Here is a 17,098-nt window from a genome sequence, read left to right as displayed (position 1 = left end):
TTAGAAATATTATGCATGGGTTGTTTAATCTCCTCCGGGACCGTCTTTTCTCGGACGTTCAGACTCGGGCAGAGGTTCCACGATGTGCGGACGTTCTTTTTTTGCCTCTTTTGGTTCCTGCTGTTTATGCCTGTGGCAGTTGGATTCGTGCATTGCGATCACTCCTTTCTTTTTAGTTTTCTTAGTATGTTTGCAAAAAGTCCGGATTATACAGTATAATAAAGACAGAAACTACGAATACGGATTTAGATTAGGATAGGAGGGATTTTATGGCGGGAAAACAGAAAAGCAACTGTGAGTCTTGTATAAATTATGTGTATGACGAAATGTGCGGTTCCTATGTATGTGATGTAAACCTTGACGAAGATGAACTGATGCGGTTTATGACATATTCAAATTATAGCTGTCCGTATTTTCAATTAAATGATGAATATAGTATTGTCAGAAAACAAATTTAAACAGGGACAGATATATGAAGATAAAAAGAAATCGCGTGATATCCTGGACAATGGTCATTTTGATGATGGCGGTGATTTTTTTATTTTCTGCGAAGACGGCAGATGCGTCAGAGCAGATGAGTATGGGAGTTACCCAGTGGATTTCGAAACTGGTCGGGATATCCCCGGCAGAAGCGGGAGGATTCGGAAACAGCCTTTATGATATGCTGTCTGTCATGGACCACTATGTGAGGAAGACAGCCCACTTCCTGGAATATGCACTGCTCGGAGTGCTTGTGTGCCGGGCCTTGGGGATTGATGTAAAGAAAAAGGCTCATCTTCTGGGTGCGGCATTAGCGTTTTGTTCTTTCTATGCCGTGACAGATGAACTGCACCAGTATTTTGTGCCGGGAAGAAGTTGTCAGATAAAAGATGTCATGATCGACAGTTCGGGTGCTCTGACCGGCATCTGCTTTTGTATGCTGGCAGGTTTTGTATTAAAAAAAATAAAGAATAAGCGTAGAAATGTCCGACAAAAAAATACCCCGGATGTCAGAGTTTTCTGATATCCGGGGTGAAATTTTTGCGGCGGCGGCAGATAAACTTTTGAAAATCCCTTATCTCCCTGTGACGAGATTGATCAGATCAGATCCAAGCTGTTTGGAATCTTTCGGGAAGTACAGGGTAACTGTGTCTTCACCGCTTTTGATATTCTGTTTAGTCAGTGTAAACGTCTTTGTCTTCATGTCGGAAGAGGGTTTCATACTTTTAAAACCTTTTGCCACGTTTTTGATCAAAAGTTTCTGAGCATCTTCTTTCGTCTCGATGTGCTGAGGCTTTAACGCGTCTACTGTTTTTTTCTTGGCGTCCTTGAATACAGATAAGTAATCAATATACTGTGATTTTACAGTAACAACAGCCTCTTTCTTTTCCTGTTTTTTTACGGATACTTCATAATCAAGACTGGACAAAGCCTGGGAGAGTGCATCATAAATATTTTCAGCGTCTTTTGTTGTCAGTGTGATGCCCGCAGATTTGAAACTGTCTTTCAGTGATGAAATCGTAGACTCTTTGTATACGTTCAGGGTATCACTGACTTCTGCAGAGTCAATGCCCAGATCTGTCATGGCATCTGCTTTATGGCATACGATCAGCTGATAAAAAGCATCCATGGATTTATCTGCATCCGGAGCTTTTTTTGTGCCGCATCCGGTCAGCAGAGTTGCCGCCAATAAGGCTGCTATAACCAAGGTCATCAATTTCGTATTTTTCTTCATAATTCATTTCCCCAATCCTGTTTGTTTATAATGAATACTCGTCTCATTATAAAGGTTAGAAGGAAATGTGTCAATAAATGCCGAATAGAATCGAAGAACAGAATGTTTCCCATAACATTTTCATGACCGGAGTTCCTCGATCAGTCTGCGCAGTTCAGACATAATCTTTCGCCTGTGTATGCCGGTATAGCCTGTCTTATTTGAAATTTCTGCGGCAGACTGAAAATAACCGGCGGCGTCAGAAAGTCGTGGAGTTTGTGATAAGACTGGCAGATGCCCTTGAACTTCAAGTCATCGCAGAGGGGGTGGAGACAAGGGAACAGGCACAGATGCTTAAGAAGCTGGGGTGCCGTCATGCCCAGGGATATCTGTACGGACGTCCGATGCCGGAGCAGGAGTTCATAGACTATTTATCAGGAAAAGAATTGTAATCAGGGCTGTTATACAGATTTAGTATAACAGCCTTTTGCATGAAAAGCGATGGAATACTGCACACTATGACTGCTGAAGGATATCTACTTGAAGTTCTTGTTCAAAATGTATATAATATTTTAGATTGTATAAAAGAAGACGTTTCTATGACAGGGCGGCAGGATAGTCCTGATCATATTGGGAGGAGAATATAGAAAATGAGCAGTCAAAACTATGACGCAAACAGTATTTCTGTACTGGAAGGGCTGGAGGCAGTCAGGAAGCGGCCCGGAATGTATATAGGAAGTGTTTCGACAAAGGGGCTTAACCATTTGATCTATGAGATCGTAGATAACTCGGTGGATGAATTTCTTGCGGGACACTGCGATGAAATTACGGTAACATTAAAAGACGACGGGACAGCAGTGATCGAAGACAATGGCAGGGGCATTCCTGTCGGAATCAATGAACAGACTGGTCTTTCAGCAGTTGAGATGGTGTTTACCATGCTGCATGCCGGAGGGAAATTCGGAGACGGGGGATATAAAATTTCGGGAGGACTGCACGGTGTGGGGGCATCTGTGGTCAACGCCCTCTCTACATGGCTTAAAGTGACGGTTAAACAGGACGGAAACATTTATGAAGAATGTTTTGAAAGAGGGAAGGTTACAGAACCGCTGAGGGTGACCGGAAGCTGCAGAAAGTCGGAGACCGGAACAAAGGTCCGGTTTCTTCCGGATCCGGAGATTTTTGACAAAACCTATTTTAAAGCCGCTATGATCCGCAACCGTCTCCATGAGACGACTTATCTGAATCCGGAATTAAAGATCCATTATATAAATGAACGTTCAGGAGAAGAGACGGAAGTCTTATATCACGAGCCTGAGGGAATCTGTGCCTATGTAAAGAAACTGAATGACGGCAAACATGTACTGCATGATCCAGTCTATTATAAGAGGGATATCAACGGAATCGAAGCGGAGATCGCCTTCCAGTATACGGAAGATTTCGGAGAGAATATTTTAGGCTTCTGCAATAACATTTATACCACGGAGGGCGGTACCCATATCACAGGATTTAAGTCCAAATTTACAGCAGTGATGAACCAGTATGCCAGGGAACTGGGTATATTAAAGGAAAAAGACACAAACTTTACAGGGGCAGATGTGAGAAACGGCATGACCGCCATCATTTCCGTAAAACATCCGGAACCAAGGTTTGAAGGGCAGACGAAGACAAAATTGGACAACCCTGATGCCAATAAAGTGGTCAGTGAAATTACCGGGGATGAGACGGTATTATTTTTTGATAAAAACCTGGATACCTTAAAAAAAGTCCTTGCCTGTGCGGAGAAATCCGCAAAGATCCGAAAGGCTGAAGAAAAAGCGAAGACAAACCTTCTTGTGAGACAGAAACTCTCCATTGACAGTAACGGAAAGCTGTCCAACTGCGAAAGCCGGAAGCCGGAAGAGTGTGAAATTTTTATCGTCGAGGGAGATTCGGCAGGAGGATCTGCTAAAACTGCCAGAAACCGCCGGACTCAGGCGATACTGCCAATCAGGGGAAAGATCCTGAATGTCGAGAAGGCTACCATGGACAAGGTCCTGGCGAATGCAGAGATTAAAACGATGATTAATACTTTTGGATGCGGATTTTCAGAAGGCTACGGAAATGATTTTGACATTGAGAAACTGAGGTATCAAAAAATTGTGATTATGACCGATGCCGATGTGGACGGGGCACATATTGCCACCTTGCTGCTGACATTTTTCTACCGGTTTATGCCGGAGCTGATTACCCATGGACACGTCTATCTGGCAACGCCTCCTCTATATAAGGCAATTCCTAAGAAGGGGAAAGAAACTTATTTGTTCGATGATACTGCGCTGGAGAAATATAAGGCCGCTCATAAGGGGCCGTTTACCCTTCAGCGGTATAAGGGCCTTGGAGAGATGGACGCCAGCCAGCTGTGGGAGACGACGCTGGACCCGGAGACGAGGACATTAAAGCAGATTGAGATCGAAGATGCCAGAATGGCCTCCGATGTGACCTCAATGCTGATGGGCAGTGAGGTTCCGCCGAGAAGGCAGTTTATTTATGATAACGCAGAGGATGCGATGTTGGATATATAGAAAGGGAGAGAGATGGCAGAACATATCATTAGGGCAGAATTTTCTGAGGTCATGCAGAAGTCGTATATCGACTATGCCATGAGCGTTATTTGTGCGCGTGCCCTTCCCGACATTCGGGACGGTTTAAAGCCCGTACAGCGGCGCGTCCTGTATGCCATGGACGAGCTTAATCTGAGGCATGACAGGCCGCACAGAAAATCTGCGAGAATCGTTGGAGACACGATGGGTAAATATCACCCTCACGGTGACAGCTCTATCTATGAGTCTCTGGTGGTCATGGAACAGGAATTTAAAAAGGGTATGCCTTTGGTGGACGGACATGGAAATTTTGGTTCCATTGAAGGTGACGGAGCCGCGGCCATGCGTTACACGGAGGCAAGGCTTAAAAAATTTACCCAGGAGGTCTATCTTGCGGATCTGGATAAAAATGTAGTGGATTTTATATCCAATTTCGATGAGACGGAGAAAGAACCGGAAGTGCTTCCGGTCAGAGTACCGAACCTTCTGATCAACGGTGCCGAGGGAATTGCCGTCGGTATGACTACCAGCATTCCGCCTCATAATCTGGGGGAAGTGGTCGATGCCATGATCGCGTATTTGGAAGACGAATCAGTTGCCAATGAAGATCTGCTTACCTATATCCAGGGACCGGATTTTCCTACGGGAGGCCTGGTGGTCAACAAAAAGGATATAAAAACAATTTATACCGAAGGCAGCGGAAAACTGAAACTCCGGGGAAAGGTGGTCTTTGAGCCTGGAAAGAAGCGCGGGGAAAAGGATAAGCTGGTCATCACAGAGATTCCATATACGATGATCGGCGCCAATATCGGGAAATTTCTTTCTGATGTGGTAAACCTCGTGGAATCTAAGAAAACGACGGATATCGCTGATATTTCCAACGAATCCTCCAAGGAGGGAATCCGTATTGTCCTGGAACTGAAGAAAGGGACAGACATCGAACGCCTGAAGAATCTTTTGTATAAGAAAACAAAGCTTGAGGATACCTTCGGCGTAAATATGCTGGCCATCGTTGACGGCCGTCCGGAGACGCTGAGCCTTCGGGATATCATAGCGCACCACACAGAATTTCATTACGGACTTGTAAAGAGAAAGTATCAAACCCTGCTGTCTAAGCTCTATGACCAGCGGGAAGTCAAAGAAGGTCTGATCAAGGCCTGCGATATGATCGATCTGATCATTGAGATACTGAGGGGGAGCAAAAATTTAAAAGAGGCGAAAGCGTGTCTTACCAAAGGCGAAGTGGGGAATATCAGATTCAAATCATCTGAATCCATGATCGAAGCCTGCAAGCTGTCTTTCACAGAGAAACAGGCAGAAGCGATCCTGGACCTGCGCCTCGGAAAGCTGATCGGATTAGAAATCCTGGCTCTCAGAGAAGAATATGAAGAGATCGTTGCCAATATAGCTGAATATGAAGATATCCTTCACAATCCGGTATCCATGCAGCGTGTTATGAAACAGGATCTTATGAAGATTAAAAAAGAATATCAGCGAGAGAGAAGAACGGTGGTAGAGGACGGAGCCGAGGCAGTTTTTGAAGAAGAACCGCTGAAGGAGGAGCAGGTTTATTTTGTCATGGACCGGTTTGGCTATGCAAAGACCTTCGACAAGGCTACTTACCAGAGAAACCAGGAGAATGCATCCAGGGATTATAAATATATTGTCCCTTGTATGAACACAGATAAGATCTGCATTTTTACGGACACCGGCGTTATGCATCAGATCAAAGTGCTGGATATACCGGCGGGAAAATATAAAGATAAGGGAACACCGATCGACAATCTGGGCAACTATGACAGCTCTGACGAGGCAATCATCGCAGTCCTGGCAGCAGAGGCAATGACACATGACAGCCTTTTCTTTGCCACGGAACAGGGAATGTTAAAGATTGTTTCGGGAACGGAATTTCAGGTGACAAAGAGAACAGTATCAGCAACAAAACTGTCGGACGGAGACGCACTCCTCTCGGTAAAGCCGCTGAAAACAGAAGGTGGCCTGATAAAACCGGATATGGTAATATTAGAAACAAAGGAGGGTGTTTTCCTGCGGTTTTCACTGGAAGAAGTTCCGGAAAAGAAAAAAGGAGCAGTAGGTGTAAGAGGCATTAAACTGAATAAGGATGACATACTGCTTCATACTTATCTCATGGAGGCTGACGGCATTACATCCATGGACTACAAAGGAAAACGTCTGGATTTCAATAAACTGAAGCTTGCGAAACGGGATACAAAGGGTTCTAAAATCCGGCGCTGAGAAAAAGGAGAGAAGAGATGACGATTGATCTTGTGATTCCAACTTATAAACCAGGGGAGAAGCTTTTTGAATCTCTCCGGCGCCTGTCCAGACAGACGGTTCCATTCGGTACGATTTTTCTGATCAATACGGAGAAGAAATACTTTCCGGATCATCTTACGGAGCAGTACCCGAATGTAGTAGTGAAGCATATAAAAAAAGAAGAGTTTGATCACGGAGCCACGAGGGATTACGGAGCTTCCCTTTCAGATGCGGAGATCATTGCGTTTATGACCGATGACGCGGTGCCCGGAGACAAATATATGGTGGAAAATCTGCTGAAGGCTTTTGAGGACCCACGTGTGGGAGCCGCTTATGGACGTCAGATGGCGGACCCGAAGGACAATTATCTGGAGTATTATACGAGGATTTTTAACTATCCTCCGGAGAGTTCCATAAAGACAAAAGCCGATCTGCCAAAGCTTGGGATCAAGACATTTTTCTGCTCCAATGTGTGCAGTGCATACAGAAAAAAAGATTATGAAGCTATGGGCGGATTCATTCACAAAACAATCTTTAATGAGGACATGATTATGGCTTCCAGGCTGATCGGGGCAGATAAAGCCATTGCATACCAGGCAGATGCCGCTGTATGGCACTGGCATAACTACCGTTGTTTTGAGCAGCTTCACAGGAATTTTGATCTGGCAGTCTCACAGGTATCCTACGGAGGGCTGTTTCTTGAAGTCTCCTCTGAATCGGAGGGGATGAAGATGGTCCTTCACACGCTGAAACATCTGCTGTTTACCGGAAGATTCTTTAAGATTCCTAAATTTATGGCGGATACGGCGTGTAAATTCATAGGCTATAAACTGGGCAGAAACTATAAAAAATTTCCCAAAAGCCTTATTCTGAAACTCACGATGAACCGTTCTTACTGGGATTCGTATGAAAAGCTTTAGATTTTCTTAACATTTCTGGTTTAGTTTTCTGTTACAATAGATAAAATTACAGACATACGTTTGGAGGATAAGGAAATGGGAAAGAAATTTAAAATTGTTATGGCTGTCTTCCTTGTAATTGCTCTTTCCATAGGAGGAGTTCTTGGATACTATGATGCGAAATTAGAGGCTTCGGTGACACCAAAGGGGAACTTAAGCAAAGTAGATGTGGGAGACGACGTTAAATTTGATAATGATGTAGTCAATATCCTGCTGGTCGGCTCTGACCGCAGATCCGATGAGACTGAGGCGGGAAGATCAGATTCATCTATGATTGCCACCATCAATATGAAGACAAAAGAATTAAAGCTTACTTCCCTGATGAGGGATATGTATGTGGATATTCCGGGACACGGAAGAAACAAGCTGAATTCAGCATATTCTTTCGGCGGAGTGGATCTGCTCTACAAAACCATTGCCCAAAATTTTGATATAAAGATCGACAAATACTGTGTCGTAGACTTTTCAACCTTTGAGAAAGTGATCAATGAGGTGGGAGGCATCGAGATTGATCTGGAAGAGAAAGAGGCAGACTATCTGAATACGACCAATTACATTTCCAAGAAGAAATACCGCAATGTAAAAGCAGGAAAGCATATCCTGAACGGGAACCAGGCTCTCGGTTATTCCAGAATCCGTTATGTGTCAAACAGCAGGTACGGAGACGGCGAATTCGGCCGTACCGGCCGTCAGAGAGCGGTCCTGGAAGCCACTTATAAAAAGATCATCAGGCAGAATCCGATGAAGATCCTGGATATCGGGTTTAATGCACTGGACGACGTGTCCACCGATATGAATGCAAGTTATATCAAAGGCCTTGTGACTTCTGTGGTTCAGTTCGGAGTTCCGAAGGTCCAGCAGATGAGGATTCCGATCGAGGGCACTTACATGCAGGGCCGGGCACAGAGCGGCATGTTTGTCTTCTTCATTAATTTTGATGCAAATAAGGCGGCGATGGAGCATTTTATCTTCAGCAAAGGAAAAGAAGAGGATTTCGCATCCAAATTCGGCGGATATCAGAATATAGAGACTTACGGCTATCCTGCAAAACCGGATTCAGAGGATGCTTCAGAGAGTTCCCCCGGAAGCTATAAGAGATAGTTTTTCACGCTTACATAAAGTCGAAACGGCACAAACATTGTAAAATCTTCAGGTTTAATTAAGAAACTGTCTGTTGTTTTCTGATATAATGTGCTATAATTGTAGACTAATAAATAGCAATTCAGGAGGAGTAGCATGACGCTGAAGACATATAAAATCATTTTGGGCATATTTTTAGTAATATCCGTTGCGGCGGGAGGAGTTCTTGGATATTATGATGCCAGGCTTGAAGCTGCCATCAATAAGACCGGTGATTTAGGAAGTGTAGATGTAGGTGATGTGAAGTTTGATGAGGATGTTGTGAATATCCTGCTGGTCGGTTCTGACCGGAGATCCGACGAAGAAGCGGCCGGGCGGTCCGATTCTTCGATGATCGCAACGATTAATTTTAAGACAAAAGAACTGAAGCTTACTTCCATTATGAGAGATATCTATGTAGAGATCCCTGGACACGGAAGGGATAAGCTGAATTCTGCATATGCATATGGAGGCGTGGAGCTGCTTTATCAGACCATTGCGAAGAACTTTGGAATCAAGATCGATAAATACTGTGTCGTAGATTTCGACACTTTTGAAAAAGTCATCAATGAAGTGGGCGGTATCGAGATCGACCTCGAAGAAAAAGAGGCACAGTACCTGAATACGACCAATTATATTTCCAAGAAAAAATACCGCAATGTAAAAGCAGGAAAACATACCCTGAACGGAAACCAGGCTCTCGGCTATTCCAGGATACGCTATGTGGTATCTAAGAAATACGGAGATGGGGATTTCGGCCGTACCGGCCGCCAGAGGGCAGTTATGCAGGCTACCTTTGATAAAGTCAAAGGCCAGAGTCTCACAAAGATTCTGGATATTGCTTTGAAGGTATTAAGCGATGTTTCCACCGACATGGATGCTGACTACATCAAAGGTCTGGCGGCATCTGTGATCAAGATGGGCACGACAGATATCGACCAGATGAGAATACCGATCGAAGGTTCCTATAAGATGGGAAGGGCACAGCATAACATGTTTGTCTTCTTCATAAATTTCAATGCAAACAAAGCTGCCATGAACTACTTTATCTTCGGAGACGGAAAGGCGGGAGACGGATCTGATGAGGCCTTTGCCAAGGAGTACGGCGGATTGAGCGGTGTGGAGACCTTCGGATATTCGGGGGTATCGAATACTTCATCCGGAAGTACCTCGTCCGGAAATACGGGATATAATAACTCAGGAGGATCTGCGGGAAGCGGCTACTCCACTTCGTCTACGAGCGGCACAAGCAGGCCGGCTTCCACATCGACCAAAAGACCGGCTACGACAGCGGCTACACAAGCTACAACAGAACAGCAGACCCAGGCTACTACCCATGCCACAACGGCTGCGAAACCAGAAAATACAAGTCAGGGAAACGCAGAAGAATAGTTTTTCAGTGATTTCTTGACACTGAATATTAGAATTGATAGAATTGTTAGGAGGATGAAGTCGTCTATGAAACAGATCGTACTATCTATCGTGGCGGAAAACAACCCGGGGGTACTAAGCCGTATATCCGGACTGTTCAGCCGCAGAGGCTATAATATCGACAGTATTACAGCCTGTAAGACGCAGGATGAGAAGTATTCACGAATGACGATCGCGGTCAGCGGGGATGATACCATTCTGGCACAGATCAAGAATCAGCTGATCAAGCTTGAGGATGTCATAACGCTTGTGGAACTGGAAAACCCGACCTCTGTCTGCAGAGAACTTATCTTAGTCAAAATCCGCACAGGAAAGTCTGAAAAACAGGAGATCATCACGATCGCCGACATTTTCAGAGCCAAAGTTGTGGACGTGTCAAAAGATTCACTGATGATCGAGCTTACCGGAAATGTAAATAAAATTGAAGCTTTCATAAATCTTCTGGAAGGCTTTGATATTCTGGAACTTGTGAGAACCGGACTCACCGGGCTTTCTCGCGGGGAATCCGTGCCGAGACTTGTCAAATAGGCACACATTTAATTAAAAGGTATGGGAATACCCCTTACTTATAAAGCCTAGAAAATGGAGGAATGTAAAATGGCAAAGATTTATTATCAAGAAGACTGTAACTTATCACTTTTAGACGGAAAGACCATCGCGGTGATCGGTTACGGAAGTCAGGGACATGCACATGCCCTTAACGCAAAAGAGTCCGGATGCAATGTTATCATCGGATTATATGAAGGAAGCAAATCCTGGAAGAGAGCAGAAGAACAGGGATTTGAAGTATATACAGCTGCTGAGGCTGCAAAAAAAGCAGACATCATCATGATTCTGATCAACGATGAAAAGCAGGCTACAATGTACAAAAATGATATCGAGCCGAACTTAGAAGCAGGAAATATGCTCATGTTCGCTCATGGCTTCAACATTCATTTTGGATGTATCGTGCCTCCTAAAGACGTAGACGTAACAATGATCGCGCCTAAAGGACCTGGACATACTGTAAGAAGCGAATACGAAGAAGGAAAAGGTGTTCCTTGTTTAGTTGCTGTAGAGCAGGATGCTACAGGAAAAGCATTAGATATGGCTTTGGCATATGCACTGGCGATCGGCGGAGCAAGAGCAGGTGTTCTTGAGACTACTTTCAGAACAGAGACAGAAACAGACCTCTTCGGAGAACAGGCAGTGCTCTGCGGCGGTGTTTGTGCACTGATGCAGGCCGGCTTCGAGACATTAGTTGAAGCAGGATATGATCCGAGAAACGCATACTTTGAGTGTATCCATGAGATGAAACTGATCGTAGATTTGATCTACCAGTCAGGATTCTCAGGAATGAGATACTCTATCTCCAACACTGCAGAATACGGTGACTACATCACAGGACCGAAGATCATCACAGAAGATACAAAGAAAGCGATGAAGAAGATCCTTTCCGATATCCAGGACGGAACTTTCGCAAAAGACTTCTTAGTAGATATGTCCGATGCAGGAAGCCAGGTTCACTTCAAGGCTATGAGAAAGTTAGCTTCCGAACATCCGGCAGAAGTTGTCGGGGAAGAGATCAGAAGCTTATACAGCTGGTCTGATGAAGACAAACTGATCAACAACTAATATTTGATTATTGATCTTACATATAAAACCGGAGCGCATGTGCACTCCGGTTTTTTCTGATACTATGGGAAAGTTCGTTCTATTATGTTTATCTCTTCTGCTGCCTTGCGCGGTTGGTCGAATCTCTGACAATGAGATAAGGCTTGTACTCGATTCGGATAAAGTATTGGCTTTTTTGCTCCGGAGTTTCATTCCACTGGATTTTTTGATAAATCGTGTCAAAAGCCTTCCGTCCTTTCTCCTCCATATAATGTTCCACTGTGGTCAGTGAGACCGGAAGCAGACCGGAAGGAAAATCATTGTCAAAGCTGCACACGCTGAAATCTCTTGGAATCTTATATCCTTTCTTTAAAACCGCATCCATGATACCATAGGCAACCATATCGTTATTCCCGACAAAAGCAGTGATACCGGACAGTCCCCGGTCTTCCAGGCAGTCCATACACAGCTGATATCCCACATCGTATTCCAGTGACAAATGATTTCGTTCATATTGAGAATCAACCTTTTGTTCTCTTACGATGACGTCATAGGGCTCATTTGCGCATAATTTTGCATAAGTATTCTGAATGGCCTTCAGCCTCTGATACCGCATGGCCAGGGATACGTCAGGAGTGATCGTCGTTGTCAGAAAAGCGATATGCCGATGCCCTAAACTGTGCAGGTGTTCAGCTACCAGAACCCCTGCAGTATAATTGTTTGTTTCAATAATATCGATGTTGATGGAAGAAGTCTTGTCACCGATCACGACAATAGGAAACTGTTTGGCAACCTTTTCGACAAATCCCGGATCGTTGGGTATCATAGTGAATATGATTCCTTCCACGTTCATATGGATGGCATCCATGACCAGTTCGTGTTCTTTCTTTACTTCGCGAAACGTAGTAAAGATTAGGGTCTTATATCCTTTTTTATAAGCGGACTGCTCGATGGACTGGGCAATCGTTGCATAATAAGAGTTGAAGATATTGGGGCAAAAAACAGCGATTACTTTTTTGATCTGTGCAGAAGAGGGGGATCTGAGAGCAGTGTCTTTTTTCTCATGGCTTAACTCATATCCCAGACGTTTTGCGGACTCCAGTACTTTTGCCACCGTTTCTTTGGAGAAGGAGACATCAGATCTTCGGTTTAAGATCATGGAAACAGCAGAAACGGAAATGTCCGTATCCTTTGCAATATCTTTCATCGTCACACTCTTTTTATTGGCCATGGCGGTCCTCCTTATTAAAATTTTAATTGGGCTTTATATAATATATACAAAATATTTTAATTGAAACTGTATATTATTCCAAAGTTTATTGAAAATAATTTAAATAATTTGATAATTTAACGGGTCTGGATTAAAATTTAAGTAAAGAAAAGTTAAATTTAAATAAAATTCCGGAATGTTTTATTAAAATTTTAATTTATTATAACACACCAATTCATGTGAATCAACGATTCCTAAGGAGGTTTAAGAATTATGAGAATTATACAAATTTCTGATTTTCATTTGAGAGGGGACGGGAAACTGTCTTTCCAGAAAGCGGACACGATCGCTGCATTAAACCAAACAATCGAGTACTTTTCAAAATTAAAACCATATGAATTACCTGAATTTTTTGTTGTGACTGGAGATCTGGCCGACGGAGGAACACAGGAAGGATATGAGATCATCAGGGACGGATTAGATAAGCTTCCACGTCCTTACTTTGTAGTTCCCGGCAATCATGACAAACGGGATTTTTTCCTCCGTATGTTCCCTGAAAATGCACCGGTGGAAGACGATATTAAACCTTATATTTGCTACACCTTAGATGACGGGCTGATTCGTGCGATTATCATTGATACCATGATTCCGGACTGCCATTACGGCGGACTGACGGATGAGGTCGCAGAATGGCTGGAGAAGAAAATTATTGAATATCCAAACAAACCTACTTTGGTATTTACCCATCACCCGCCTTTTACTACCGGGCTGGCAGCGATGGATGAGGGGTTTGCACAGGCTGACCGGCTGGCCGCAATTTTAAAGAAACATAAAAATGTCCGTCTTTGCTGCGGCCATATGCACACAGGTATCTTTACTTCATGGCAGGGAGTGTCCTGTGTGACTTGTCCGCCGATCGCCATGCAGATGGAAGTAGACTTCAGGACAAAAGACGGACCGGATGTCACTCAGGAAGAACTGGCTGATCATTTCAAAGGGGGAGGAGACCGCTTCTTCCTTGGCAATCCCGGATATTTAATTCATGATCTGCAGAATGACATGGTAAATACCCATTATATGATCATCCCCACAGGCGCAGATTATTCCGGCCCCTGGCCATTTAAATATTATGAAGGAGAAGGCCATTAATCGTCTGAAAAAGGAGAATAAACTATGGGAGAGCAAAAATTAAGTCTTAGGAAAATTGCCGCAGTTACCCTGTTTGAAAGTGCCGTTCAATGGTATTGCTTTTTACTATACGGCACTGCTGCAGGAACTGTGTTTGCAAAAGTATTTTTCTCACAGTCCGGGGACGGCACTACCGCATTGATCCTTTCTTATATGTCTTTTGCCATCGGATACATAGCAGGGCCGTTTGGAGCAGTGTTTTTTGGACACATTGGTGACCGGAAGGGACGCAAAGTTACAATGTATGCCTCTTTATTAATGATGGGCATCTCAACATCTATTATCGGAATTTTGCCGTCGGCAGCAACGGCGGGCATTTGGGTCGTGGTCGTACTTCAGCTTATGCGACTGCTGCAGTGCTTTGGACGCGGAGGAACATGGGGAGGCGGTATCCTGATGGCTTTTGAAAATGTGCCGGAGAATAAGCGGGCTTTCTACGCAGCGATTCCGCAGATCGGCCTTCCGATAGGATTCGGATTATCCTCCATTTTAATTGCAGTACCGACGTTGGTACTGCCTGAAGAGATCTTTTTTAACTGGGGCTGGAGAATCCCGTTTTTGTCAGCAATCATATTGACACTGATTGTTGTCTATTTAAAAGGTATCACGATGGAGACGGAAGACTTCAAGAAAGCCCAGGCAAAATTAGAGGCTCAGGAAGCCGAGGGGAAGAAGCAGAAGGTAGGATTTATCCCTATGGTAAAAGGATATTGGAAAACGCTGCTTCTCGGATGCGGAACCCGCTGGGTAGACGGAACATTTTATAATATCTTTATTGTGTGGATTTTATCTTACTGCATCGGATGGCTCGGTATGCCATTGATCCAGACTTATATCATTACTATCGTTGCATGTGTTTTCAAGATTCCATTTACACTGTTCGGCGGATGGTGTGCACAAAAGTTCGGTATGACCAGAACTTTTGTCATCGGAGGGCTGGCATCGGCGTTTCTCAGTATTCCGACATTAAAAGTCATTGAGCTGAGCGGCGGAAATCTGTTTGTTACCATCATGGGAGTTGTTCTCGGATGGAGCATTGCCTACAATTTAATCTGGGCAGTCATCAGCGGACTCTGGTCTTCTTATTTTGAAACAGAAGTGAGATACTCCGGCATTTCCTTTGTTTATCACGTGCCGAGTTTCCTGGTAGCCGGTCTTGTGCCGACCATCTGTACACTGCTGATCGACTATGGAAAAGGAGATACCATTTATGTAGGGATCTATTCCACCATTGTCGCTTTGATCAGTGTGGCCTGTGCCATTGCTTTAAAATACCGGCATGACCGGGGCATGAAATAAACTATGACATTTTGACCAGTTTTCCGGCTTGCTGTCTCAGAGATGTAAGATTTTCTAACTTTCAGTAAAGTCTCTGCGGTGGCCCGTTCGGAACTCGCTGGCGCGGGGGCGGCCTCACTGTGCTTTGCACACCACCTCCGAGCCTTTTCTGAAAGAAGAAAAACTAACATCTCTTCGAATGCAAGGCCTCAAAATTGGTCAAAATGGACGTAATATCTGCTGGATAAGTATCCACCAAACAAATGGAACCGTCCAACGATAGTTTTTTAGCACTATTGGAGGAACGCATTTCAAAGCGCAACGGAAATAGTGGTGAATAACTCACAATTTTCTCATAAATATGATTCACCAAAAAAGACACCTTAACATGGTGTCTTTTTTTGCTTTTTGCTTCCTGACAGGATGATGTGGCAGGCGGCGGAATACTTTTTGCAGGTTTCATCCGGCAGTTTTGAGTCTGTTATAATATGATTTACTTCTTCCAGCCCGACAATCTGGAAGGCTGATTTCCGGCCGAATTTCTGATGTTCACACAGAAAAAAGGTCTCATCAGACGCATTTACAGTCGCAATTTTACTGCCCAGTTCAAATTCTGTTATAGTTGAGAAGCCCATCTCAAGGTCTACGCCATTGGCTCCTAAAAAAGCTTTTTGGAAGTGCATGGAATGGATCTGTTCTACGGTCATTGTTCCTTCAATGGCTTCCGCATATTTATAATAAAGTCCTCCGATTAAGAGCAGCTGACAGTCATCGGCTTCTGTCAGGCTTTTTGCAATATTCAGCGAGTTAGTGGCAACCGTTATATTTTTAGCGGTTAAAAACGGCGGCATCAGGTCTGTAATCGAACTGCTGTGCAGAAAAACAAATTCATTGTCTTTTATGTAAGAAGCGGCTTTTTTTGCAATCTCCATTTTTTCATGGTAATTATGAAATTTTCTCTTTGTGTGATCCAGGATCTCATCATTTTTATTGACCTGTACCAGTGCGCCGCCATGGGTCCGGATAATCAGTCCCAGTTTGTTCATGCTGTTTAATTCTCTTCGTATTGTGGATGCGGAGACATTGAACTTTTTGGCCAGGTCTTCTACTGACACTTCTTTTTCTTCATTCAGCAGATTTAAGATCTGCAGTTGTCTTTCTTTGTGATTCATATATATACCTCCTTTTAAAGATCATATCACTTAAAGTGCACAGTTTCAAATCAAAAATGCTCAAATGGGAATAAAATAGTTGAAAATAGTGAGCAAATCAATTGAACGCAGAGAACAGACCTTCTATAATTTAGATATAGAAGGAGGAAGAAGAATGGTTGGAATTTTAGTGGCAACTCATGGAAAGTTTGCGGAAGGGCTGTTAAACGCTGTGGAACTGATCGCAGGAAAACAGGAAAAAGCCGAGACGATAGGGCTGTGTCACGGGGACGGTATTGGGGAATTTGAGGATAGGATAAAAATGCTCATTCGGGAATTGGATGACGGAGACGGCGTGCTGGTATTTGTGGATATACTGGGAGGAAGTCCTGCAAACACAGTGATGAAATGTTTCTCTATGGAACATGACATACGTGCCATTGCCGGCGTCAACATGGGGATGCTCGTTCAGGCAGTCATGATGAGGGAAGGGACAGACCTGCAGGAACTGTGTGATATTTGTGAAGAAGAGGGTAAAAAAGATCCTGTTCTGCTGCATAAAAGATTCGAGGAGCTCATGGCAGAAGCAGCGGAAATGGATAATGAGATTTAGGAGG

At 43.9% G+C, this 17,098-nt stretch carries 17 protein-coding genes; 13 read left to right on the top strand and 4 right to left on the bottom strand.

Features of this window, described 5'->3' with window-relative positions:
• Nucleotides 1-24: 24 nt before the first annotated feature.
• Nucleotides 25-153 carry a hypothetical protein gene (locus ANCC_RS17815; protein WP_006566891.1) on the bottom strand — a complete coding sequence of 43 codons (129 nt, stop codon included), beginning with the start codon at nucleotides 151-153 and terminating at the stop codon, nucleotides 25-27.
• 116 nt (nucleotides 154-269) lie between these two features.
• Between ANCC_RS17815 and ANCC_RS09330 the strand changes: the two genes are divergently transcribed.
• Together ANCC_RS09330 and ANCC_RS09325 are read left to right on the top strand one after the other, a co-directional pair.
• The gene (locus ANCC_RS09330) at nucleotides 270-458 is read left to right on the top strand and encodes a DUF6472 family protein (RefSeq protein WP_006566892.1); all 189 of its coding nucleotides are present in this window, start codon (nucleotides 270-272) and stop codon (nucleotides 456-458) included.
• Nucleotides 459-472: 14 nt separating this feature from the next.
• A complete protein-coding gene (locus tag ANCC_RS09325; protein ID WP_006566893.1) occupies nucleotides 473-1,003 on the top strand; it encodes a VanZ family protein in 531 nt (176 codons plus the stop codon).
• A gap of 51 nt (nucleotides 1,004-1,054) precedes the next feature.
• On the opposite strand, the gene ANCC_RS09320 is transcribed toward ANCC_RS09325, so the two are convergent.
• Nucleotides 1,055-1,714, bottom strand: coding sequence for a hypothetical protein (locus ANCC_RS09320; protein WP_006566894.1), 660 nt, complete (start codon nucleotides 1,712-1,714; stop codon nucleotides 1,055-1,057).
• Between the two features lie 200 nt (nucleotides 1,715-1,914).
• Between ANCC_RS09320 and ANCC_RS09315 the strand changes: the two genes are divergently transcribed.
• The 8 genes from ANCC_RS09315 to ilvC all read left to right on the top strand — a co-directional run bounded on the left by ANCC_RS09315 (nucleotide 1,915) and on the right by ilvC (nucleotide 11,675).
• Nucleotides 1,915-2,145, top strand: a complete 231-nt coding sequence (locus tag ANCC_RS09315) for an EAL domain-containing protein (RefSeq protein WP_006566895.1) — start codon at nucleotides 1,915-1,917, stop codon at nucleotides 2,143-2,145.
• A 198-nt stretch (nucleotides 2,146-2,343) separates the two neighbouring features.
• Nucleotides 2,344-4,257, top strand: coding sequence for a DNA gyrase/topoisomerase IV subunit B (locus ANCC_RS09310; RefSeq protein WP_006566897.1), 1,914 nt, complete (start codon nucleotides 2,344-2,346; stop codon nucleotides 4,255-4,257).
• Nucleotides 4,258-4,269: 12 nt separating this feature from the next.
• Nucleotides 4,270-6,531, top strand: a complete 2,262-nt coding sequence (locus ANCC_RS09305; protein ID WP_006566898.1) for a DNA gyrase/topoisomerase IV subunit A — start codon at nucleotides 4,270-4,272, stop codon at nucleotides 6,529-6,531.
• A 17-nt stretch (nucleotides 6,532-6,548) separates the two neighbouring features.
• Entirely contained in the window at nucleotides 6,549-7,472 is a 924-nt protein-coding gene (locus ANCC_RS09300) for a glycosyltransferase family 2 protein (RefSeq protein ID WP_006566899.1), read from the top strand.
• A 75-nt stretch (nucleotides 7,473-7,547) separates the two neighbouring features.
• Entirely contained in the window at nucleotides 7,548-8,612 is a 1,065-nt protein-coding gene (locus ANCC_RS09295) for an LCP family protein (RefSeq protein WP_006566900.1), read from the top strand.
• A 135-nt stretch (nucleotides 8,613-8,747) separates the two neighbouring features.
• Nucleotides 8,748-10,022, top strand: coding sequence for an LCP family protein (locus tag ANCC_RS09290; protein WP_006566901.1), 1,275 nt, complete (start codon nucleotides 8,748-8,750; stop codon nucleotides 10,020-10,022).
• Between the two features lie 66 nt (nucleotides 10,023-10,088).
• Nucleotides 10,089-10,589 (top strand): acetolactate synthase small subunit, encoded by a 501-nt coding sequence (ilvN, locus tag ANCC_RS09285; protein ID WP_009289590.1) that lies wholly within the window; start codon nucleotides 10,089-10,091, stop codon nucleotides 10,587-10,589.
• Nucleotides 10,590-10,658: 69 nt separating this feature from the next.
• Nucleotides 10,659-11,675, top strand: a complete 1,017-nt coding sequence (gene ilvC, locus ANCC_RS09280) for a ketol-acid reductoisomerase (RefSeq protein ID WP_039946551.1) — start codon at nucleotides 10,659-10,661, stop codon at nucleotides 11,673-11,675.
• Nucleotides 11,676-11,763: 88 nt separating this feature from the next.
• On the opposite strand, the gene ANCC_RS09275 is transcribed toward ilvC, so the two are convergent.
• On the bottom strand, nucleotides 11,764-12,885 hold the full coding sequence (locus ANCC_RS09275; protein ID WP_006566904.1) for a LacI family DNA-binding transcriptional regulator: 1,122 nt from the start codon (nucleotides 12,883-12,885) through the stop codon (nucleotides 11,764-11,766).
• A 252-nt stretch (nucleotides 12,886-13,137) separates the two neighbouring features.
• Between ANCC_RS09275 and ANCC_RS09270 the strand changes: the two genes are divergently transcribed.
• Both ANCC_RS09270 and ANCC_RS09265 read left to right on the top strand, forming a co-directional pair.
• Nucleotides 13,138-14,013, top strand: coding sequence for a phosphodiesterase (locus ANCC_RS09270; protein WP_006566905.1), 876 nt, complete (start codon nucleotides 13,138-13,140; stop codon nucleotides 14,011-14,013).
• 24 nt (nucleotides 14,014-14,037) lie between these two features.
• Nucleotides 14,038-15,351 (top strand): MFS transporter, encoded by a 1,314-nt coding sequence (locus ANCC_RS09265; RefSeq protein ID WP_006566906.1) that lies wholly within the window; start codon nucleotides 14,038-14,040, stop codon nucleotides 15,349-15,351.
• A gap of 362 nt (nucleotides 15,352-15,713) precedes the next feature.
• On the opposite strand, the gene ANCC_RS09260 is transcribed toward ANCC_RS09265, so the two are convergent.
• On the bottom strand, nucleotides 15,714-16,502 hold the full coding sequence (locus ANCC_RS09260; RefSeq protein WP_006566907.1) for a DeoR/GlpR family DNA-binding transcription regulator: 789 nt from the start codon (nucleotides 16,500-16,502) through the stop codon (nucleotides 15,714-15,716).
• A gap of 154 nt (nucleotides 16,503-16,656) precedes the next feature.
• Between ANCC_RS09260 and ANCC_RS09255 the strand changes: the two genes are divergently transcribed.
• Entirely contained in the window at nucleotides 16,657-17,094 is a 438-nt protein-coding gene (locus ANCC_RS09255) for a PTS sugar transporter subunit IIA (protein ID WP_039946552.1), read from the top strand.
• The last annotated feature ends 4 nt before the right edge of the window (nucleotides 17,095-17,098 follow it).

Origin of the sequence: Anaerostipes caccae L1-92, from assembly GCF_014467075.1 — a bacterium.
GTDB lineage: Bacteria > Bacillota > Clostridia > Lachnospirales > Lachnospiraceae > Anaerostipes > Anaerostipes caccae.
The sequence above is the reverse complement of the archived record's forward strand: the minus strand, read 5'-3'. Positions and strand labels throughout refer to the sequence as shown.